Here is a 21,976-nt window from a genome sequence, read left to right on the forward strand (position 1 = left end):
GGACTTTGCACCAGCCATCAGAGATTTGTAGCCTGCGCTGGCTTCTTCGCGGGCACGCCCGCTCCCACAGGATCTTCACAGTACTCAAGAACCCCGCAGCGGCCTGGTGGCCGCCGCAGGGCGCGGCTCACTGCTCCGAATGGTCGATCTTGATGGTTGGATCACCACCACTGACCAGCGAACTGACCGTGGTGTTCGACCAGTTCACTCCTTCGAGCTTGATCGACACATCAGCGCTGCTGGTATCACTGCCGGGTGTGAACTTGCCCTGGGTGCTGACCTGCAAGGTCGACTCGCCACCGACCGTGGTGATCTTCAGGTAGCTTTCGATCGCCGAAAGCGATTCGCCCTGCAGCAGGGCACTCAGGTCCAGGCGGTCGCCTTCTTCAGCATTGAAGTTCCTGATCACGTCATGGCCAGTATCACCTGCCGACCACACGAAGGACTCGGCGGTGCCGCTGCTGCCGGTGACGGTGCTGTCACCTGCCCCCACGAACAGGATGTGGTCATCGCTGCCAAGCAAGGACGAGGAGCTGCTGTCCGATGCGTCGCCCGCCATCAGCGACATCGTGCTCATCGACGTCGAGGCTGCATCACCATGGGATGTCACCACGAACGAGCTGCTTGCCGAATCACCATCGTGGTCAGTGCCGATGACATGGACCGTGAAGTTCAGGTCGCTGGCAGGTTTCTCCTCTACATAGGTAAGTTTGGTGAAGGTGGTGTCAAGCGTACTCTTGCTCGGGGCTGCCAAGGTAATCGTGTCGAAGGCGTGCCCGGCAAGGCCCGTGAAGTCACTGGCCAGAATCTTTATGGCCTCGGAGCCAGAGGTGATGGTGTACGTCTTCGTTGCTTCATGCACAACACCATTGGCGTCCTTGTAGGAGGCAATGATATCGACGTCACCGCTGACCTGAAGCCGCGCAATGCCCAACGTGACCTCTTTCATCGAGATGGCGTGCTGCTGGGCATCGGTGAACGCCACGGAGAACATCTCGTTGGCAGAGAAGTGGTTGTTACCCACCCCCAATCCATTGCCGACATTGATCGTCGGTTTCCCTGTAGCACTGGCCAAGGCTTCGAACGTGGCCGTTATGCCGCTATTGAAAGTAACAGACAAGGTTGAGGTATTCCCGGACTTCAAACCTTCCAGGTTGAACGTGTCTCGGCTACCTTCACGCACGCTGTTCTGGGTGACGGTGTAGTGCCCATCCGCTCCCAAGGCAAGCGTGAACACCTTCGTGGTACCGTCGAAGACTTCCACCGTGGCGCCGCTCGCATCCGTTGCCTTGCTGCTCCAGCCCGAAGGCAGGCCAACGATGGTGCCGAACTTCAGCGTACCCATGCCATCACCGCCCGCCAGGAAGTGCGTGTCGCCAACCGCCGTGTACCCGACAGTGTTCCACATGCCGGCATTGTCACTGGTGGCGAAGGTCGGGCTGTCGTCTTCGACACTGATGGTCAGCGTGCCGGTCGATGAAGTGCTGCCGTCGGTAACGCTGACACCAACGTTGAAGGACAGTACATCCTCGGCCGCCTGGTTCGGATGATCGAGTGGCCCCTTCAGCTCCACGGTGTAATTGCCGCCGTTGTCGATCCTGATTTCGATCACATCCTTGCCACCGGCCGTGCCGGTCAGGGTCTTGCCGCCATTGGACAACGCCCATTGCACACTCTGGCCAGAGGATGTCAGCGCTGTCGATGGTACTGCCAGGCTGACCGAGAGGTTGGCTGACGGTGTGTCGATATCGCTGATTGTCAGCTTGCCAATGTACGACTTGCTGTCGCTTTGGTCGGCTGGTGAACCGACGGTGTCTTTGTTCCCGCCGATCAGCCCCTCCTCGGACACCAGCGCGGCACCCGAAGTGATGGTTGGCGTGGCGTTGGTCATGCCCACCGCAACGCTGGCGCCCGGGACCAGGTTCTCGAACACCTTGCTACCCGTGCCATTCTGCGTGATCTGGTCGATGCCCACGGACACGCTGCCACCACCCACGAAGACACCGTCGGGAATGGCACCTTTCACCGTGCCGGTGGTGCTGCCCGCCGCCACCATGATGGTCAGGCCATTATCCAGCTTGATGGTCAGGCCGCCATGGTTGCTTGCACTCATGCCCGCCGGCGCTTCCAGATTGACCGTGTAGGTCACCTCCTGGCCCTTGGCTGCCGGGTTGGGCGAAGCGCTCAGCACGACCGTCACGGTGTTGATGGTATCGGTGACCGTGAGGGTCGTGGTGGCACTGGTGTTCAGGTTCTCGAAGTTGTGGTTGCCCACATTTGTCACGCTGATGGTCTGGGTTTCGCCGTCCTTGAAGACGTCATCGCCCTGCGCCACGAATGGTGCGGTGGTCGCGGTGGTGGCGTCCTTGGCGAAGCTCAGGGTCTGGCCGTTGCTCAGGGTGACGGTGAACGCCTGGCCTGCCGGGTGGCTCAGGGTGCCGGTGATGGTCGTGGTGTTGCCTTCCTGCACGGTATTACCGGTGAGGGTCAGCGTCACTTCATCGCCGCCATTCGGCGTACCCGGGGTGCCAGGGTTGCCTGGAGTGCCCGGTTCGTCGGTGATCTGCAGAGTGACCGGGTCGCCTTTGACCAGGTTCTCAAAGACCTGTTTGCCCGTGCCTTGCTCGGTGATCCCGGAGATGGCGATGCTCGGCGCACTGCTGCCGACATAGACGTTATCTGCCAGGTTGGCGGTTTGCGAGCCAGTAATTTCCCCGGCCGGAATGTGAACGATCTTGCCATTGCTCAGTGCGATATCCAGGCCGCCATGCTGGGTCAGGTCGGCACCGGCCGGGCCGGTCAAGGTAATGGTGTAAGTCACCGCCTGGCCTTCCACCGCCGGGTTCGGCGAGATGCACAGCTCGGCCTTCACGGTGTCGACGGTGTCGCTCACGGTGACCGTCGTGGTGGCACTGGTGTTCAGGTTTTCGAAGTTGTGGCTACCGGCATCGGTCACGCTGATGGTCTGGGTTTCGCCGTCCTTGAACACGTCATCGCTCTGCGCCACGAACGGTGCGGTGGTCGCGGTATGCGCGCCCTCGGCAAAGGTCAGGGTCTGGCCGTTGCTCAGGGTTACGGTGAACGCTTGGCCTGCCGGGTGGCTCAGGGTGCCGGTGATGGTTGTGGTGTTGCCTTCCTGCACGGTGTTGCCCGTCAGGGTCAGCGTCACTTCATCGCCGCCATTCGGCGTGCCTGGGGTGCCAGGGTTGCCTGGCGTGCCTGGTTCGTCGGTGATCTGCAGGGTCACCGGGTCGCCTTTGATCAGGTTCTCAAAGACCTGGGTGCCCGTGCCTTGCTCGGTGATCCCGGAGATGGCGATGCTTGGGGCACTGCTGCCCACATAGACGTCGTCCGCCAGGTTAGCGGTTTGCGAAGCGCTGACCTGGCCCGCAGGGATGTTGATCACCTCGCCGTTGCTCAGGGCAACGGACAAACCACCGTGCTGACTCAGGTCGGCACCGGCAGGACCGGTCAGGGTGATGGTGTAGGTCACCGCCTGGCCTTCCACTGCCGGGTTCGGCGAGATGCTCAGCTCGGCCTTCACAGTGTCGACGGTATCGCTCACGGTAACGGTCGTGGTAGCGCTGGTGTTCAGGTTTTCGAAGTTGTGGTTGCCCGCATTCGTCACGCTGATGGCCTGGGTTTCGCCGTCCTTGAAGACGTCATCGCTCTGCGCCACGAACGGTGCGGTGGTCGCAGTGGTGGCGTCCTTGGCGAAGGTCAAGGTCTGACCGTTGCTCAGGGTGACGGTGAAGGCCTGGCCCGCTGGGTGGCTCAGGGTACCGGTAATAGTGGTCTGCCCCCCTTCCTGCACGGCATTGCCGGTCAGGGTCAGCGTCACTGCATCGCCGCCATTCGGTGTGCCCGGGGCGCCAGGATTGCCGGGGGTGCCCGGCTCGTCGGTGATCTGCAGAGTCACCGGGTCGCCTTTGACCAGATTCTCGAAGACCTGTTTGCCCGTGCCTTGCTCGGTGATCCCGTTGATGGCGATGCTCGGGGCACTGCTGCCCACATAGACGTCGTCCGCCAGGTTAGCGGTTTGCGAAGCGCTGACCTGGCCCGCAGGGATGTTGATCACCTCGCCGTTGCTCAGAGTGATGGACAAACCACCGTGCTGACTCAGGTCGGCACCGGCAGGACCGGTCAGGGTGATGGTGTAGGTCACCGCCTGCCCTTCCACTGCCGGGTTCGGCGAAATGCTCAGCTCGGCCTTCACGGTGTTGATGGTATCGGTGACCGTGAGGGCCGTGGTGGCGCTGGTGTTCAGGTTTTCGAAGTTGTGGTTGCCCGCATTCGTCACGCTGATGGTCTGGGTTTCGCCGTCCTTGAACACGTCATCGCTCTGCGCCACGAACGGTGCGGTGGTCGCGGTGGTGGCGTCCTTGGTGAAGCTCAAGGTCTGGCCGTTGCTCAAGGTGACGGTGAAGGCCTGGCCCGCTGGGTGACTCAGGGTACCGGTGATGGTTGTGGTGTTGCCTTCCAGCACGGCGTTGCCGGTGAGGGTCAGCGTAACTTCGTCACCTCCATTCGGAGTGCCTGGAGCGCCCGGGTTACCAGGGGTGCCCGGCTCATCGGTGATCTGCAGGGTGACCGGATCGCCTTTGATCAGGTTCTCAAAGACCTGTTTGCCCGTGCCTTGCTCGGTGATCCCGTTGATGGCGATGCTTGGGGCACTGCTGCCCACATAGACGTCGTCCGCCAGGTTGGCGGTTTGCGAAGCGCTGAGCTGGCCTGCAGGGATGTTGATCACCTCGCCGTTGCTCAGCGCGATGGACAAACCACCGTGCTGACTCAGGTCGGCACCGGCCGGGCCGGTCAGGGTGATGGTGTAGGTCACCGCCTGCCCTTCCACGGCCGGGTTCGGCGAAATGCTCAGCTCGGCCTTCACAGTGTCGACGGTATCGCTCACGATGACGGTCGTGGTCGCGCTGGTGTTCAGGTTTTCGAAGTTGTGGTTGCCCGCATTCATCACGCTGATGGTCTGGGTTTCGCCGTCCTTGAACACGTCATCGCTCTGCGCCACGAACGGTGCGGTGGTCGCGGTGGTGGCGTCCTTGGTGAAGCTCAAGGTCTGGCCGTTGCTCAAGGTGACGGTGAAGGCCTGGCCCGCTGGGTGACTCAGGGTACCGGTGATGGTTGTGGTGTTGCCTTCCAGCACGGCGTTGCCGGTGAGGGTCAGCGTAACTTCGTCACCTCCATTCGGAGTGCCTGGAGCGCCCGGGTTACCAGGGGTGCCCGGCTCGTCGGTGATCTCCAGTATCACCGGATCGCCTTTGACCAGGTTTTCAAAGACCTGTTTGCCTGTGCCTTGCTCGGTGATGCCGGAGATAGCAATGCTCGCAGCACTGCTGCCCACATAGACGTCGTTCGCCAGGTTGGCGGTTTGCGAAGCGCTGATCTGGCCTGCAGGGATGTTGATCACCTCGCCGTTGCTCAGCGCGATGGACAGACCACCGTGCTGACTCAGGTCGGCACCGGCAGGACCGGTCAGGGTGATGGTGTAGGTCACCGCCTGGCCTTCCACTGCCGGGTTCGGCGAAATGCTCAGCTCGGCCTTCACAGTGTCGACGGTATCGCTCACGGTGATCGTCGTGGTGGCGCTGGTGTTCAGGTTTTCGAAGTTGTGGTTGCCCGCATTCGTCACGCTGATGGCCTGGGTTTCGCCGTCCTTGAAGACGTCATCGCTCTGCGCCACGAACGGTGCGGTGGTCGCAGTGGTGGCATCCTTGGCGAAGCTCAAGGTCTGGCCGTTGCTCAGAGTAACGGTAAAGGCCTGGCCTGCCGGGTGGCTCAGGGTAGCGGTGATGGTCGTGGTGTTGCCTTCCTGCACGGTGTTGCCAGTGAGGGTCAGCGTCACTGCATCGCCGTCATTCGGCGTGCCTGGAGTGCCAGGGTTGCCTGGGGTACCCGGCTCATCGGTGATCTGCAGTGTCACCGGATCGCCTTTGACCAGGTTTTCAAAGACCTGTTTGCCGGTGCCTTGCTCGGTGATGCCGGAGATAGCGATGCTTGGGGCGCTGCTGCCGACATACACGTTGTCCACCAGAACATCCGATTGTGAGCCACTGTTCTGCCCGGCTGCGATGTGGACCACCTTACCGTTGCTCAGCTCGATATCCAGGCCGCCATGCTGGGTCAGGTCGGCGCCGACCGGGCCAGTCAAGGTAATGGTGTAGGTCACCGCCTGGCCTTCCACTGCCGGATTCGGCGAGATGCTCAATTCGGCCTTTACGGTATCGACGGTGTCGCTCACGGTAATCGTCGTGGTGGCGCTGGTGTTCAGGTTTTCGAAGTTGTGGCTACCGGCATCGGTCACGATGATGGTCTGGGTTTCGCCGTCCTTGAACACGTCATCGCTCTGCGCCACGAACGGTGCGGTGGTCGCGGTATGCGCGCCCTCCGCAAAGGTCAGGGTCTGGCCGTTGCTCAGGGTTACGGTGAACGCTGGGCCTGCCGGGTGGCTCAGGGTACCGGTGATGGTCGTGGTGTTGCCTTCCTGCACGGTGTTGCCCGTCAGGGTCAGCGTCACTTCATCGCCGCCATTCGGTGTGCCTGGAGTGCCAGGGTTGCCGGGGGTGCCCGGCTCGTCGGTGATCTGCAGGGTCACCGGGTCGCCTTTGACCAGGTTTTCAAAGACCTGTTTGCCCGTGCCTTGCTCGGTGATCCCGGAGATGGCGATGCTTGGGGCACTGTTGCCGACATAGACGTTGTCCGCCAGAACACCCGACTGCGAGCCACTGATCTGCCCGGCTGCGATGTGGACCACCTTACCGTTGCTCAGCTCGATATCCAGGCCGCCGTGCTGGGTCAGGTCGGCGCCGGCCGGGCCGGTCAGGGTGATGGTGTAAGTCACTGCCTGGCCTTCCATCGCCGGGTTCGGCGAAATGCTCAGCTCGGCCTTCACGGTGTCGACGGTGTCGCTCACGGTAATCGTCGTGGTGGCGCTGGTGTTCAGGTTTTCGAAGTTGTGGCTACCGGCATCGGTCACGATGATGGTCTGGGTTTCGCCGTCCTTGAACACGTCATCGCTCTGCGCCACGAACGGTGCGGTGGTCGCGGTATGCGCGCCCTCCGCAAAGGTCAGGGTCTGGCCGTTGCTCAGGGTTACGGTGAACGCTGGGCCTGCCGGGTGGCTCAGGGTACCGGTGATGGTCGTGGTGTTGCCTTCCTGCACGGTGTTGCCCGTCAGGGTCAGCGTCACTTCATCGCCGCCATTCGGTGTGCCTGGAGTGCCAGGGTTGCCGGGGGTGCCCGGCTCGTCGGTGATCTGCAGGGTCACCGGGTCGCCTTTGATCAGGTTTTCAAAGACCTGCTTGCCCGTGCCTTGCTCGGTGATCCCGGAGATGGCGATGCCTGGGGCACTGTTGCCGACATAGACGTTGTCCGCCAGGACGCCCGACTGCGAGCCACTGACCTGGCCCGCAGGGATGTTGATCACCTCGCCGTTGCTCAGGGTGATGGACAGACCACCGTGCTGACTCAGGTCGGCACCGGCAGGACCGGTCAGGGTGATGGTGTAGGTCACCGCCTGGCCTTCCACTGCCGGGTTCGGCGAAATGCTCAGCTCGGCCTTCACGGTGTTGATGGTATCGGTGACCGTGAGGGCCGTGGTGGCGCTGGTGTTCAGGTTTTCGAAGTTGTGGTTGCCCGCATTTGTCACGCTGACGGTCTGGGTTTCGCCATCCTTGAACACGTCATCGCTCTGCGCCACAAACGGTGCGGTGGTCGCGATGGTGGCGTCCTTGGCAAAGCTCAGGGTCTGGCCGTTGCTCAGGGTGACGGTGAAGGCTTGGCCGGCCGGGTGGCTTAGAGTACCGGTTATGGTGGTCTGCCCCCCTTCCTGCACCGCGTTGCCGGTCAGGGTCAGCGTCACTGCATCGCCACCATTCGGCGTGCCTGGAGTGCCAGGGTTGCCTGGCGTGCCCGGCTCATCGGTGATCTGCAGGGTCACCGGGTCGCCTTTGATCAGGTTTTCAAAGACCTGCTTGCCTGTACCTTGCTCGGTGATGCTGTTGATGGCGATACTCGGAGCACTACTGCCGATATAGACGTCGTTCGCCAGGTTGGCGGTTTGCGAAGCGCTGATCTGGCCCGCAGGGATGTTGATCACCTCGCCGTTGCTCAGGGTGATGGACAGACCACCGTGCTGACTCAGGTCGGCACCGGCAGGACCGGTCAGGGTGATGGTGTAGGTCACCGCCTGGCCTTCCACTGCCGGGTTCGGCGAAATGCTCAGCTCGGCCTTCACGGTGTTGATGGTATCGGTGACCGTGAGGGCCGTGGTGGCGCTGGTGTTCAGGTTTTCGAAGTTGTGGTTGCCCGCATTTGTCACGCTGACGGTCTGGGTTTCGCCATCCTTGAACACGTCATCGCTCTGCGCCACAAACGGTGCGGTGGTCGCGATGGTGGCGTCCTTGGCAAAGCTCAGGGTCTGGCCGTTGCTCAGGGTGACGGTGAAGGCTTGGCCGGCCGGGTGGCTTAGAGTACCGGTTATGGTGGTCTGCCCCCCTTCCTGCACCGCGTTGCCGGTCAGGGTCAGCGTCACTGCATCGCCACCATTCGGCGTGCCTGGAGTGCCAGGGTTGCCTGGCGTGCCCGGCTCATCGGTGATCTGCAGGGTCACCGGGTCGCCTTTGATCAGGTTTTCAAAGACCTGCTTGCCTGTACCTTGCTCGGTGATGCTGTTGATGGCGATACTCGGAGCACTACTGCCGATATAGACGTCGTTCGCCAGGTTGGCGGTTTGCGAAGCGCTGATCTGGCCCGCAGGGATGTTGATCACCTCGCCGTTGCTCAGGGTGATGGACAGACCACCGTGTTGAGTCAAATCGGCACCGGCAGGACCGGTCAGGGTAATGGTGTAAGTCACCGCCTGCCCTTCCACTGCCGGATTCGGTGAGATACTCAGCTCGGCCCTCACGGTGTCGACAGTATCGGTCACAGTGAGGATAGAAGTTGCACCGGTATTGAGGCTGCCAAAGCCATGATCGCCGGCATTGGTGACGGTGATGTTCTGGATTTCACCGTCCCGGAACACATCATCGCTCTGGGCAGTGAACTCACCGGTCGTTGCGACCGTTTCACCTGCTTTGAACGACAAGGTCTGGCCATTGCTCAGGGTCACCGTGAAATCCTTGCCTGCCGGCTGGCTCAGGGTACCGGTAATACTGGTCAGGCCCCCTTCCTGCACATTGGTGCTGCTCAGGGTCAGCGTGGCCGCAATGGGCTGAGGCTCGGGTTGTACCTCAGGTACCTGCTGTACCGGTGTCGAATTGCCGACGAATTCCCGAGTCGGTTCAACAGCAACGCCAAGTGGCCCGGTGGGGAAACCAATGGTGGGGGCAACCGACCCGCCCACTGCGTCAAGCATCACAAACGAGTGGCCGCCCCCGATGCCACCAGGGTTCGCACCTGCCCCCGTTGGGCCTGCTGCGGTCGCTTCGAGCGCGGTTGTCGGGTCAGCACCGGCGGCGATGGCTTGTTGCAACTCGTCGACGGAGGGTGCGGCCTGCGCACTGGCTGCGCTCAGGTCGGCCACGCTATCTGGAGCATCGGCGCTCCACTGGGTATCGCGCCCCAGATCGAGGATGCGTCCATCGGCCAGTTCCAAGCTCACCGCGCCACCGGGGCCGGTCTGGATCTGTTCACCCGCGAACACTCGATCCCCTTCCACAAGCACACGCTGGGTGCCCTCTGGGGAAATGGCGATTACCTGGCCAACAACACTTTTGACTATGGCGATGCTCAAGGCGGCTCTCCCGGGTAACGTGTGCGATTGGCTTCCATGTTCGGCCATGCTTCGAGTGTTGTCGGCTGGCTACAAGGATGGTTTATTTTTATTGGTGCTTGTTTTTTGGCGTCAACTATCAGTCTTTTAAATTCAACTTTTATATAACACCGCTATCGATCCCACTTACTCAATAATATGCAACAAAACAAATAATGGCCTAATGACATTTTGGTATTAAAGGCTACATTTTTTGCTTCTACCTGCACTTTCAAGCATGCTGCTCGAAATTCGGGAAATTGATAGTAGCCGCAAAAATGCGAGTGTTACTCGTTTCCTTTATTCCGGTTGGCCTTACCCGTTCCGTGCCTGTGCAAAGCCTGCACTAAGTGTCAGGTTCTGAAACAGGCCCAAACTTGTTCAGGCCAGCCGATGGTCTGGAATCACGAGGTGTTCAGCAGCGACCCGTTGCTTTTCAGAGCCAGTTCGAGGCTGCTCGGCCATCTACGTAAGTTATACAACCATTATGACGCGACAAGATATTGGCTCGTACCGAGTGCAAAATATTGGCGCATGTAAAATTGCACGCCGGTCATGAGAACCCATCAACAATCCGACGGGAACCGACACGTACAGTTATCGTAATGGGGCAACGGTAGATCACCCGGATAGACTCAGTCGTCTACAGACCGGTTACCGGACAATGAATTTATGCGGGTTGGTGTGGAAGCAAATTTGTCGGGCTATTACAGTCAGACGCGAAAGCCTGTAAACGTGAACGAGCGGCAAGCTTATCGCACTGAACCCATTCCGCGATTGGAACGCTGGTCGAGCGCGCAACTCGCTTCAACCTGCTCGTCCATCTACCTCACGAGGGAGGCCAAAGGCTTGCTCCCGGGTGAAGGAGCAGGCCCAAGAAACAAAAAAGCCCTGAATAAATCAGGGCTTTAATGAGGAATGATGGCGGAAGCGTAGAGATTCGAACTCTAGGATAGTTGCCCATCGACGGTTTTCAAGACCGTTGCCTTAAACCACTCGGCCACGCTTCCAGCTCGTTTTGCGGCCGCCATAATACCGTAATGAAACAAGCTGTCAAACTCTCTGTGTCGCGGGTTGCGGCAGCTCTGATAGACTCCTAGCATCTGAACGTCTGAAAACCACAGGTTTACCAAGGAGTGTCGCCATGCGCGAACAGGATTACGCCGTACACCACGGCCAGCAGGTCGAGCAGCAGGAGATCAGCAAGGTCCTGCGCAACACGTACAGCCTGCTGGCGCTCACCCTCGCCTTCAGCGGTGTCATGGCCTTCGTGGCCCAGCAGATGCGCGTCGGCTACCCGAACGTGTTCGTGGTGCTGATCGGCTTCTACGGGCTGTTCTTCCTTACCAACAAGCTTCGTGATTCGGCCTGGGGACTGGTGTCCACCTTTGCCCTCACCGGTTTCATGGGCTTCATCCTCGGCCCTATCCTCAACCGCTACCTGGGCATGGCCGGTGGCGCCGAGGTGGTCAGCTCGGCATTTGCCATGACTGCTCTGGTCTTCGGTGGCCTGTCGGCTTATGTGCTGATCACTCGCAAGGACATGAGCTTCCTCAGCGGCTTCATCACTGCGGGCTTCTTTGTCCTGCTGGGCGCTGTCGTGGCCAGCTTCTTCTTCCAGATCAGCGGCCTGCAACTGGCGATCAGCGCTGGCTTCGTGCTGTTCTCGTCGGTCTGCATCCTGTTCCAGACCAGCGCGATCATTCACGGTGGCGAGCGTAACTACATCATGGCGACCATCAGCCTGTATGTGTCGATCTACAACCTGTTTGTCAGCCTGCTGCAGCTGTTTGGCATCATGGGTCGTGATGACTGATTGAATGCTGCAATAGAAAGCCCGCTTCGGCGGGCTTTTTTTGTGGGAGCGGGTTTACCCGCGAACACCGGCGCAGCCGGTGCCAGGCACCGCATTGGTTTCTTCGCGGGAGAACCCGCTCCCACAGGGTCCGCGCAGGTTTCAGGCTTGAACAAACAGTACCAATAACTGACCATGAAGTCAGATAAACGGGCAAATGGTCGTCGATCATGCCGCCATCGTGCTTTTCTCTACCCCAATTCGCCATCACCCCGTAGAATGCGCTCCTTTTTTCTCCGGGGCAGCTTTTCGCAATGAGCTCACACGAACACAGCCCAGGCGCGGCGGCGCCTACCAATGAACTGGTGCTTGGTCTGGAGGACAAGCCACGGCTGTTGATCGGCCTGCTGGCAGCGCTGCAGCACCTGCTGGCGATCATCGTGCCGATCGTCACCCCTGGCCTGCTGATTTGCCAGGCGCTGGGTGTTTCGGCACGGGATACCAACCTGATCGTCTCCATGTCGCTGGTCATTTCGGGTATTGCCACCTTCGTCCAGTGCAAACGCTTCGGGCCGTTCGGTGCCGGGCTGCTGATCGTCCAGGGCACCAGCTTCAACTTCGTCGGCCCGCTGATTGCCGGCGGGGCGCTGATGGTCAAGCAAGGTACGCCGGTAGAAGGCGTGATGGCGGCCATCTTTGGCGTGGTAATCGCCGGCTCGTTCGTCGAGATGGGCGTGTCGCGCATCCTGCCCTTCGTCAAACGCCTGATTACCCCGCTGGTAACTGGCATCGTGGTGCTGATGATCGGCCTGACCCTTATCAAGGTCGGGCTGATCAGCATGGGCGGTGGTTTCGGCGCCATGGCCAATGGCACCTTCGCCAATGGCGAGAACCTGCTGCTGTCGGGCGTGGTGCTGGCGATCATCGTCATCCTCAACCGTATCCCGGTGGTGTGGATGCGCAGCTGCGCCATCGTTATCGCCCTGGCGGTCGGCTATGCGCTGGCCGGCTACCTGGGCCGCCTGGATTTCACCGGCATGCATGAAGCCGCGCTGTTCCAGGTGCCCACGCCGCTGCACTTCGGCCTGAGCTTTTCCTGGGCACTGTTCATCCCGATGCTGGTGATCTACCTGGTAACTTCGCTGGAAGCCATCGGTGACGTTACCGCCACCAGCAAAGTGTCGCGCCAGCCGGTCGAGGGGCCTGTGTGGATGCAGCGGATCAAGGGCGGTGTGTTGGTCAATGGGGCCAACTCGCTGCTGGCCGGCTTGTTCAACACCTTCCCAAGCTCGATCTTTGCCCAGAACAATGGCGTAATTCAGCTGACCGGGATCGCCAGCCGCCATATCGGAATGTGGATTGCCGTGATGCTGGTGCTGCTGGGGCTGTTCCCGAGCGTTGCCGGGGTGATTCAAGCGGTGCCGGAACCGGTACTGGGTGGTGCGGCCATGGTCATGTTCGGAGCGGTTGCGGCTTCGGGGATCAATATCCTGGCCAGCACTCGCCTGGACCGTCGTGCCCTGCTGATCATCGCTGTGTCCCTGGCCTTGGGCCTGGGCGTGGCGCAGGTGCCGGAGTTCCTGGCGCATATGCCGGCGGCGATTCGCAATGTGCTGGAGTCGGGCGTGGCTACTGGAGGAATCTGTGCCCTGGTGTTGAACTGGTTCCTGCCGGAGAGCAAGGAACAGGCTTGAGCCTGGAGACAGATGCTTTACAGAAAGCCCGCCCCGCCATGCATAAGCGGGCGCGGGCTTTTTTGCTTTATCATGGCACCATTCCTTTTGCATGAGTTACCCATGAAATTCGCTATCGCGGTGTTCTCCCCGGCCCATGCGCCCTCCTCGCGGCGCGCCCTGCGCTACGCCGAGGCGGTACTGGCCGGCGGGCATGAGATTGCCCGGCTGTTCTTCTATCAGGACGGGGTACACAGTGCCTCGGCCAACGTGGTCGCCCCCCAGGATGAGCTGGATGTGGCCGGCCAATGGCGTGCCTTCATCGAGACCAACCAACTGGACGCAGTGGTGTGCATCGCCGCCGCCCTGCGCCGCGGCGTGCTCGACGAGGCCGAGGCCAACCGCCACCAGCGCCCGGCCGTGAACCTGCCCAAGCCTTGGGAACTGTCGGGGCTTGGCCAGTTGCATGAGGCGGCGCAGGTTGCCGATCGCCTTGTCTGCTTTGGAGGCGACTGAAATGACCAAATCCTTGTTGATCATCAGCCGTCAAGCGCCCTGGAACGGCCCATCGGCCCGCGAAGCATTGGACATCGCCCTGGCGGGCGGCGCGTTCGATCTGCCGCTGGGCATGCTGTTCCTCGACGACGGGGTGTTCCAGCTCGCTGCGGACCAGCAGCCCACCGCTGTGCAACAGAAGAACCTGGCCGCCAACTTGCAGGCGCTACCAATGTTCGGCGTCGAGGAACTGTTCGCCTGCAGCCACAGCCTCACTCGCCGCGGCCTGGCAGCCGACAACCTGGCGCTGCCTGTGCAAGTGCTGGACGATGCGGCCCTGGCCGCACTGATCGCCCGTTTCGACCAGGTGGTAACGCTCTGATGACGACCTTGCATGTAATTGCCCACTCCCCATTTGGCGACGAGCGCCTGGCCAGCTGCCTGCGCCTGCTCGGTGCCGACGATGCCCTGCTGCTGTGCGGCGATGCGGTGTATGCCCTGCGCAGCGGCAGCGAACCGCACCGCCAGCTGCAAGCCGCCGGCCTGGCCCAGCGCCTGTTCGCCCTGGAAGAAGACGTGCAGGCCCGCGCCGCCGACAACGAACTGGCCAAGGCCGTGGACTACTCCGGGTTCGTCGAACTGTCGCTGCATTACGACAAGGTCAACAGCTGGCTATGAATACCCTCAACGTTGGCGATCAGGCGATCGCCCTGGACAAGGACGGCTTCCTGGTCGACCTGCAAGACTGGTCGCATGCCGCCGCCGAGGCTTTGGCCGAGCGCGAGGGCATCCCGCTGACGGCGGACCACTGGGAAATCCTCGAACTGCTGCGCCAGTTCTACCAGGAATACCAGCTGTCCCCGGCCACGCGCCCGCTGATCAAGTACACAGCCCTCAAACTGGGGCCTGACAAGGGCAACAGCCCGCACCTCAACCGCCTGTTCAACGGCACTCCCGCCAAACTGGCCGCCAAGCTGGCAGGCCTGCCCAAGCCGACCAACTGCATATGACAGAACCTCTCCCGCTTACCCTGGAAACCCCAGCCGAACACCCATTCGCCGAGTTCGTGCGCATCCTTGGCAAAGGCAAGCGCGGCGCGCGTGGCCTGACCCGTGAAGAAGCCCGTACGGCCATGACCCTGCTGCTGGAAGGCAAAGTCGAAGATGCCCAGCTTGGTGCCTTTCTCATGCTGCTGCGGCACAAGGAAGAAAGCGCCGAAGAACTGGCCGGCTTCACCGAGGCCGTGCGCGCCCACTTGCAGGCGCCTCACATCGCCGTTGACCTGGACTGGCCCACCTATGCCGGCAAGAAGCGCCACCTGCCGTGGTACCTGCTGGCTGCCAAATGCCTGGCCGACAATGGCGTGCGCACCTTGATGCACGGTGGCGGTGCACACACTGCCGGGCGCATGTACACCGAGCAGCTTCTGTCCTTGCTGGAAATTCCGCTGTGCCGTGACTGGGCTGCGGTCAGCCGCGCCCTGGACGAGCAGCGCCTTGCCTTCTTCCCGCTGCAGGACTGGGCGCCGCAGTTGCAGCGCATGATCGACCTGCGCAATACCCTGGGCCTGCGTTCGCCCATCCATTCGCTGGCCCGTGTACTCAACCCGCTGGCTGCGCGCTGTGGCCTGCAAAGCATCTTCCACCCCGGTTACCAGGCAGTGCACCGCGAGGCCAGCCGCCTGCTGGGCGACCATGCCGTGGTAATCAAGGGTGATGGCGGCGAGATCGAGGTCAACCCCGATGTCATCAGCCATCTGTACGGCACCACCACCGGTGAAACCTGGGACGAGGAATGGCCAGCGCTGAGCGAACGCCGCCACGTGAAACCGCCAAGCCTGGAGCCGCAGCAATTGCTGGCGGTCTGGCGCGGCGAGGCCGAGGACAGCTACGGTGAAATGGCTGTGGTCGCGACCATCGCCCTGGCCCTGCGCGGCCTGGGCCAGGACCGCGAGCAGGCTTTCGCCACGGCACGTGGTTACTGGGGTGCACGCAACCAATCGAATAAGTAGATAGCAAGAGCGCAGTCTTTGCGCTAGTTATTCGAACGTTTTTCCCTAGACTGGGCTCCAACGACAAACAACTTTGTTCCGAGGAGCTCACCATGGGCCTTTTGATCGACGGCCGCTGGCATGACCAGTGGTATGAAAACGGCAAGGACGGCACGTTCAAACGCGAGAATGCCCAACGCCGCAATCAGCTGCCTGCTCCCGAAGCTGGCCGTTACCACCTGTACGTCTCGCTGGCCTGCCCATGGGCTCACCGCACCCTGATCTTCCGCGCCCTCAAGGGCCTGGAGCCATTGATCGACGTGTCGGTGGTCAGCTGGCTGATGCAAGACCATGGCTGGACTTTCGACCAGCAGCAAGGCTCTAGCGGCGACCACCTCGACGCGCTGCAGTACCTGCATCAGCGCTATACCCAGGATGACCCTCACTACACCGGCCGTGTAACCGTACCAGTGCTGTGGGACAAGAAAGAGAAACGCATCGTCAACAACGAGTCGTCGGAGATCATCCGCATCTTCAACAGCGCGTTCAACGAACTGACCGGCAACACGCTGGACCTCTACCCAGAGCCGCTGCGCCCGACCATCGAAGCGCTGAACGGGCGCATCTATCCGGCGGTGAACAACGGCGTGTATCGCGCAGGCTTTGCCACTACGCAGGACGCCTACGAGGCTGCGTTTGACGAAGTGTTCAACGAACTGGACTACTTGGAAGACCTGCTGAGCCGCAATCGCTACCTGGCCGGGGAATACCTGACCGAGGCCGATGTGCGCCTGTTCACCACCCTGGTGCGCTTCGATGCGGTGTACCACGGGCACTTCAAGTGCAACCTGCGTCGCCTGAGCGATTATCACAACCTGTCGAACTGGCTGCGTGAGCTATACCAGTGGCCGGGGGTGGCGGGCACAGTGGACATGGAACATATCCAGAAGCACTACTACATGAGCCACAAGACCATCAACCCGAACGGGATCGTGCCTAAAGGGCCTTTGCAGGACTTTGGCCTGGCACATGATCGGGAGCGGTTGACGGGCAAGGGGATCTGGCAGGTTTGAGACTGCAGGGGCTGCTTTGCAGCCCATCGCGACACAAGGCCGCTCCTACAGGGCATCGCTGTTTCCTGTAGGAGCGGCCTTGTGTCGCGATGGGCCGCAACGCGGCCCCAACGATTTCAGCTGATCTGCGAACCTTCGAACCAGGCCAGCTTGTCACGCAACTGCACCACTTCCCCAACAATCACCAGGGTCGGTGCGTGCACTTCATGCCGGGCCACCAGCTCCGGCAAGTCGGCCAGGGTACCGGTAAACACGCGCTGATTACGCGTCGTCCCCTGTTGCACCAACGCAGCCGGGGTGTTGGCCGCGCGGCCATGGCGAATCAGCTCGGCACAGATGGTCGGCAACCCTACCAGGCCCATGTAGAACACCAAGGTCTGTGCCGGTGCCACCAGGTCATTCCAGGGCAGGTTGCTGGTACCATCCTTAAGGTGCCCGGTCACGAAGCGGACCGACTGGGCATAGTCACGGTGCGTCAGCGGAATCCCACCATAGGCGGAACACCCACTGGCCGCGGTAATGCCCGGCACCACCTGGAAAGGGATGCCCTGCTCGGCCAGCTCTTCGATCTCTTCGCCGCCCCGGCCGAAGATGAACGGGTCGCCGCCTTTCAGGCGCAACACACGCTTGCCCTGCCGGGCCAGATCGACCAGCAGGCGGTTGATCTGGTCCTGAGGCACTGCATGGTCGGCGCGACGCTTGCCCACGTAGATGCGCTCGGCATCGCGACGACACATCTCGATGATCGCCGGTGCTACCAGGCGGTCGTACAGCACCACGTCAGCCTGCTGCATCAGGCGCAAGGCACGGAAGGTCAGCAAGTCCGGATCGCCCGGGCCCGCACCCACCAGGTACACCTCACCACCCTGCTGCACCGGTGCACCGTCGACCATGGCCTGCAACAGGCGCTCGGCCTCGGCGCCTTGCCCGGCCAGCTGGCGCTCGGCAATCGGCCCCTGAAACACGGTTTCCCAGAAGCCACGGCGCTGGTTGACGTCCGGGTACAAGCCCTTGACCTTGTCGCGAAAGCGCGCGGCCAGGCCGGCCAGCTCGCCGTAGGCGGACGGGATCCAGGCCTCCAGCTTGGCGCGAATCAAGCGCGCCAGCACCGGTGCATCACCGCCACTGGACACCGCAACCACCAACGGCGAACGGTCGACGATCGCCGGGAAGATCACCGTGCACAGCGCCGGCGCATCCACCACGTTCACCGGCAGGCTAAGGGCCTGCGCATCCGCCGACACCTGGGCATTGAGCCCAGGGTCGTCAGTGGCGGCGATCACCAGACGACAACCGACCAGGTCGGCAGCCTGATAGCCGCGCACCAGCACCTCGCCGCCACCTTCCCGGGCCAGCGCGGCCAACTGGCCGTCGACATCCGGGGCCACCACGCGCAGCGCGGCGCCGGCATCGGCCAGCAGGCGCGCCTTGCGCAAGGCAATCTCACCGCCGCCAACGACCAGCACGCGGCCGCCCTGCAGCTTGTGGAACAGCGGCAGGTAATCCATTTAGCGGATAACCTCGACGCCGCCCATGTAAGGCTTCAGCACTTCCGGCACACGGATCGAACCGTCGGCCTGCTGGTAGTTTTCCAGTACGGCAACCAAGGTACGGCCTACGGCCAGGCCGGAGCCGTTGAGGGTGTGCACCAGCTCTGGCTTGCCGGTTTCCGGGTTGCGCCAGCGGGCCTGCATGCGACGCGCCTGGAAGTCGCCGCAGTTGGAGCACGAGCTGATTTCGCGGTACTTGTCCTGGCTTGGCACCCACACTTCCAGGTCATAGGTCTTCACGGCACCAAAGCCCATGTCGCCGGTGCACAGGGCCAGCACGCGATACGGCAGCTCCAGCAACTGCAGCACGCGTTCGGCGTTGGCAGTCAGGCCCTCCAGGGCTTCCATCGACTTGGACGGCTCGACTACCTGCACCATCTCGACCTTGTCGAACTGGTGCTGGCGGATCATGCCGCGGGTGTCACGGCCGGAAGCACCGGCTTCGCTGCGGAAGCACGGGGTATGGGCAACCAGCTTCAGAGGCAACTGTTTGGCGTCGAGGATTTCACCGGCCACCAGGTTGGTCAGCGACACTTCGGCGGTCGGGATTAGATAGAAATCGGCCTCGCCTTCGCGGCTGATCTTGAACAGGTCTTCCTCGAACTTCGGCAACTGGCCGGTGCCCTGCAGGGCCGGGGCCTGCACCAGGTACGGGGTGTAGTGTTCCTCGTAGCCGTGCTCGCCGGTATGCAGGTTGATCATGAACTGCGCCAGGGCGCGGTGCAGGCGGGCGATCGGGCCACGCAGCACGGCAAAGCGGGCGCCAGACAGCTTGGCGGCCGCTTCGAAGTCCAGGCCACCGCTGACTTCGCCGAGGGCGACATGGTCCTTGATTTCGAAGTCGAAGGCCTTCGGTGTGCCCCAACGGCGCACTTCGACGTTGTCCTCTTCGCTGGCGCCGACCGGTACGCTGGCGTCCGGCAGGTTGGGGATGGTCAGCAGGATGCCATCCAGTTCGGCCTGGATGCCGTCCAGTTCGGCCTTGCCAGCAGCCAGTTCGTTGGCCATGCGCTCAACGTCGGCCATCAGCGGCGCAATGTCCTCGCCCTTGGCCTTGGCCTGGCCGATGGACTTGGAACGGGCGTTACGCTCGGCCTGCAGCTGCTCGGTGCGGGTTTGCACCGCCTTGCGGCGCTCTTCCAGTGATTCGATGCGCGCGACATCCAGGCTGAAGCCACGGGAGGCCAGGCGATCCGCCACTTCCTGAAGTTGGCCGCGTAACAGTTTGGAATCGAGCATATCGTTCTCTCGTTATGTGTAGGTGTTGGTTCAGAATCGGGTCAGGCACAGGCCGGCCCAGGTTGCGAGCAGCCCGCCCACCACGCTGATACCGGTGTAGCCCAAAGCCAGAGGCACTTGCCCGCTTTCCAGCAGGCGTACGGTATCCAGCGAAAAGGAGGAAAAGGTCGTCAGGCCACCGAGGAAGCCGACGATCAGCCCGGCGCGCAGTTCGACCGGCACGACCGGCTTGTGCAGGAACAGGCCATAGAGCAGGCCGATCAGCAGGCAGCCGACCAGGTTGACCGCCAGCGTACCGAGATAGAAGTGCCGTGGCCAGTGGGCAGCCACCCAATTGGTGGTAGCGAAGCGCAACAAGGTACCGGCAATACCACCCGCGCTGACGGCGGCAATCAGTGCAATCACGGTTTTCTCCGCTGGCGGGGGCTGTTGCGGTCAAGGTCGGCCAGGTGGCGCAGCTTCTCGCCAATCTTCAGTTCCAGGCCACGAGGCACCGGCTGGTAGTACTGGCGCGGCTCGAGCTCGTCGGGGAAGTAGTCTTCGCCGGCGGCATAGGCGTCGGGCTCGTCATGGGCATAGCGGTACTCGTCGCCATAGCCCAGCTGCTTCATCAGCTTGGTCGGCGCGTTGCGCAGATGCAGCGGCACTTCCAGCGAGCCGTGTTCGGCAGCCTCGCGCAGGGCGGTCTTGAAGCCCATGTACACCGCATTGCTCTTCGGTGCACAGGCGAGGTAGGTAATGGCCTGAGCGACCGCCAGCTCGCCCTCGGGGCTGCCCAGGCGCTCTTGCACATCCCAGGCCGCCAGGCACAGGCTGAGCGCGCGCGGGTCGGCGTTGCCGATGTCTTCGCTGGCCATGCGCACCACGCGGCGGGCGATGTACAGCGGGTCGCAGCCGCCATCCAGCATGCGCGCGAACCAGTACAGGGCGCCATCGGGGTTGGAGCCGCGTACCGACTTGTGCAGCGCGGAAATCTGGTCGTAGAACGCCTCGCCACCCTTGTCGAAGCGGCGGCGGCTGTCACCGAGCAGGCTCTGCAGCATCTCGACGTCGATCTCGCTGCCGTCTTCAGCCAGGTCCGAGGCGTTTTCCAGGAAGTTGAGCATGCGCCGGCCATCGCCGTCGGCGGCGGCCATCAACATCTTGAAGGCGTCATCGCCAACCCGCAGGTTGCGCTTGCCCAGGCCGCGCTCTTCAGTCAGCGCACGGTTTACCAGTTTGCGCAGCGCCGCCTCGTCCAGGCTCTTGAGCACATACACCCGTGCCCGCGACAGCAGTGCATTGTTCAGCTCGAACGACGGGTTTTCGGTGGTGGCGCCAATGAACAGCAAGGTGCCGTCTTCGACATAGGGCAGGAAGGCATCTTGCTGCGACTTGTTGAAGCGATGCACTTCGTCGACGAACAGGATGGTACGCCGGCCATACTGGCCAGCCTGCTGCTTGGCCACCTCGACCGCCTGGCGAATCTCCTTCACACCAGCCAGCACCGCCGACACCGTTTCGAAGTGCGCATCGCAGAACTGCGCCAGCAGCCGCGCGAGGGTGGTCTTGCCCACCCCCGGCGGCCCCCAGAAGATCATCGAGTGCAGCGCCCCCTGCTCCAGCGCCTCGCGCAGCGGTTTGCCGCGCGCCAGCAGGTGCTCCTGGCCGACGTACTCGTCCAGGTTGGACGGGCGCAGGCGGGCGGCCAGGGGCTGGGCGACGGGTTCGCTTCGAAACAGGTCCATGGCGAGCTCTGGTTACTCCTTGATGACGTCCGCGCCTTTGGGGATGTCGAACTTGAACTTGCTGTCCGGCACCGCCTGGTTGGCTTTCACGCCATTGAACAGGATGTTGGTGCGCTGGCCGACGCTGTCGATCAGCTGCATGTCGTTGATCAGGCCCTTGCGGAACGACACGCGCAGCGAGTCGAACAAGGTGTCCTTGGTCTTCGGCTTGAGGGTGAAGTCCATCACTTCGCCCTGCTCCTTCGAGCTGATGTCGAAGCTCTGGCTGATCTTCGACACGTCACCGGACAGCAGCAGCGCCGGGGTCTGGTTCAGGCGCTGGTCGAGCTTCTTGATGGTGGCCTGCTCCAGGTCCGGGTCCCACAGGGTGACGTTCTTGCCGTCGGATACCACCACCTGCTCCTGCGGCGCATCGGTGTGCCAGTAGAACAGGCCTGGGCGCTTGACGGTCATCTTGCCGGATGTTTCCTGCAAGCTGGTGCCGCCGGCGTCCAGGGTCAGCTGGGAAAAGTTGGCCTCGATGGTCTGCGACTTTTCCAGCAATTGGGTCAGTCGTTGTACGTCTTGCTCACCGGCCTGAGCCGATAGGGTGGCCGACACAGAAGCCGCGGCCAGGGCAGAAACCAACAGCATGCGAATCGCGCGCATGGGAGTCCTCATCGAGCATT

14 protein-coding genes and 1 tRNA gene are annotated in these 21,976 nt (G+C 62.1%); 8 read left to right on the plus strand and 7 right to left on the minus strand.

The window, feature by feature from the left end:
• Positions 1-127: 127 nt before the first annotated feature.
• Both R9B85_RS03095 and R9B85_RS03100 read right to left on the minus strand, forming a co-directional pair.
• A complete protein-coding gene (locus tag R9B85_RS03095; protein WP_423770819.1) occupies positions 128-9,748 on the minus strand; it encodes a retention module-containing protein in 9,621 nt (3,206 codons plus the stop codon).
• Positions 9,749-10,688: 940 nt separating this feature from the next.
• Positions 10,689-10,776: transfer RNA gene (locus R9B85_RS03100), tRNA-Ser, on the minus strand.
• A 134-nt stretch (positions 10,777-10,910) separates the two neighbouring features.
• On the opposite strand from R9B85_RS03100, the gene R9B85_RS03105 reads away from it, so the two are divergent.
• The 8 genes from R9B85_RS03105 to R9B85_RS03140 all read left to right on the plus strand — a co-directional run bounded on the left by R9B85_RS03105 (position 10,911) and on the right by R9B85_RS03140 (position 16,792).
• The gene (locus R9B85_RS03105) at positions 10,911-11,582 is read left to right on the plus strand and encodes a Bax inhibitor-1/YccA family protein (RefSeq protein ID WP_003251184.1); all 672 of its coding nucleotides are present in this window, start codon (positions 10,911-10,913) and stop codon (positions 11,580-11,582) included.
• 293 nt (positions 11,583-11,875) lie between these two features.
• Positions 11,876-13,255 (plus strand): nucleobase:cation symporter-2 family protein, encoded by a 1,380-nt coding sequence (locus R9B85_RS03110; protein WP_112252818.1) that lies wholly within the window; start codon positions 11,876-11,878, stop codon positions 13,253-13,255.
• A 102-nt stretch (positions 13,256-13,357) separates the two neighbouring features.
• The gene (gene tusD, locus R9B85_RS03115) at positions 13,358-13,750 is read left to right on the plus strand and encodes a sulfurtransferase complex subunit TusD (RefSeq protein WP_112252819.1); all 393 of its coding nucleotides are present in this window, start codon (positions 13,358-13,360) and stop codon (positions 13,748-13,750) included.
• A gap of 1 nt (position 13,751) precedes the next feature.
• The gene (gene tusC, locus R9B85_RS03120; protein ID WP_112252820.1) at positions 13,752-14,111 is read left to right on the plus strand and encodes a sulfurtransferase complex subunit TusC; all 360 of its coding nucleotides are present in this window, start codon (positions 13,752-13,754) and stop codon (positions 14,109-14,111) included.
• On the plus strand, positions 14,111-14,407 hold the full coding sequence (gene tusB, locus R9B85_RS03125) for a sulfurtransferase complex subunit TusB (RefSeq protein WP_112252821.1): 297 nt from the start codon (positions 14,111-14,113) through the stop codon (positions 14,405-14,407). The genes tusC and tusB overlap by 1 nt, the downstream gene beginning before the upstream one ends.
• Positions 14,404-14,739: a TusE/DsrC/DsvC family sulfur relay protein gene (locus R9B85_RS03130; RefSeq protein ID WP_112252822.1), complete on the plus strand. Its 336-nt coding sequence runs from the start codon at positions 14,404-14,406 to the stop codon at positions 14,737-14,739. Before tusB ends, R9B85_RS03130 begins: the two co-directional genes overlap by 4 nt.
• Entirely contained in the window at positions 14,736-15,740 is a 1,005-nt protein-coding gene (locus R9B85_RS03135) for a glycosyl transferase family protein (protein WP_207878309.1), read from the plus strand. The genes R9B85_RS03130 and R9B85_RS03135 overlap by 4 nt, the downstream gene beginning before the upstream one ends.
• Positions 15,741-15,832: 92 nt before the next feature.
• Complete coding sequence (locus tag R9B85_RS03140) at positions 15,833-16,792, plus strand: glutathione S-transferase family protein (RefSeq protein WP_207878311.1); 960 nt, start codon at positions 15,833-15,835, stop codon at positions 16,790-16,792.
• Between the two features lie 116 nt (positions 16,793-16,908).
• Here the strand turns inward: R9B85_RS03140 and cysG are convergent, their stop codons facing one another.
• From cysG to lolA, 5 genes are read right to left on the minus strand one after another with little or no spacing between them, the layout of a single operon-like run.
• Positions 16,909-18,300 carry a siroheme synthase CysG gene (cysG, locus tag R9B85_RS03145; protein WP_423770820.1) on the minus strand — a complete coding sequence of 464 codons (1,392 nt, stop codon included), beginning with the start codon at positions 18,298-18,300 and terminating at the stop codon, positions 16,909-16,911.
• Positions 18,301-19,581 carry a serine--tRNA ligase gene (gene serS, locus R9B85_RS03150; RefSeq protein ID WP_112252826.1) on the minus strand — a complete coding sequence of 427 codons (1,281 nt, stop codon included), beginning with the start codon at positions 19,579-19,581 and terminating at the stop codon, positions 18,301-18,303. It lies immediately after the preceding gene.
• Between the two features lie 30 nt (positions 19,582-19,611).
• A complete protein-coding gene (gene crcB, locus R9B85_RS03155) occupies positions 19,612-19,986 on the minus strand; it encodes a fluoride efflux transporter CrcB (protein ID WP_085621936.1) in 375 nt (124 codons plus the stop codon).
• Positions 19,983-21,308: a replication-associated recombination protein A gene (locus R9B85_RS03160; RefSeq protein WP_028613325.1), complete on the minus strand. Its 1,326-nt coding sequence runs from the start codon at positions 21,306-21,308 to the stop codon at positions 19,983-19,985. Before R9B85_RS03160 ends, crcB begins: the two co-directional genes overlap by 4 nt.
• 12 nt (positions 21,309-21,320) lie before the next feature.
• Positions 21,321-21,956 (minus strand): outer membrane lipoprotein chaperone LolA, encoded by a 636-nt coding sequence (gene lolA, locus R9B85_RS03165; RefSeq protein ID WP_112252829.1) that lies wholly within the window; start codon positions 21,954-21,956, stop codon positions 21,321-21,323.
• Positions 21,957-21,976 lie beyond the last annotated feature (20 nt).

The sequence above is a fragment of the Pseudomonas sp. NLJ1 genome (assembly GCF_049486705.1).
GTDB lineage: Bacteria > Pseudomonadota > Gammaproteobacteria > Pseudomonadales > Pseudomonadaceae > Aquipseudomonas > Aquipseudomonas inefficax.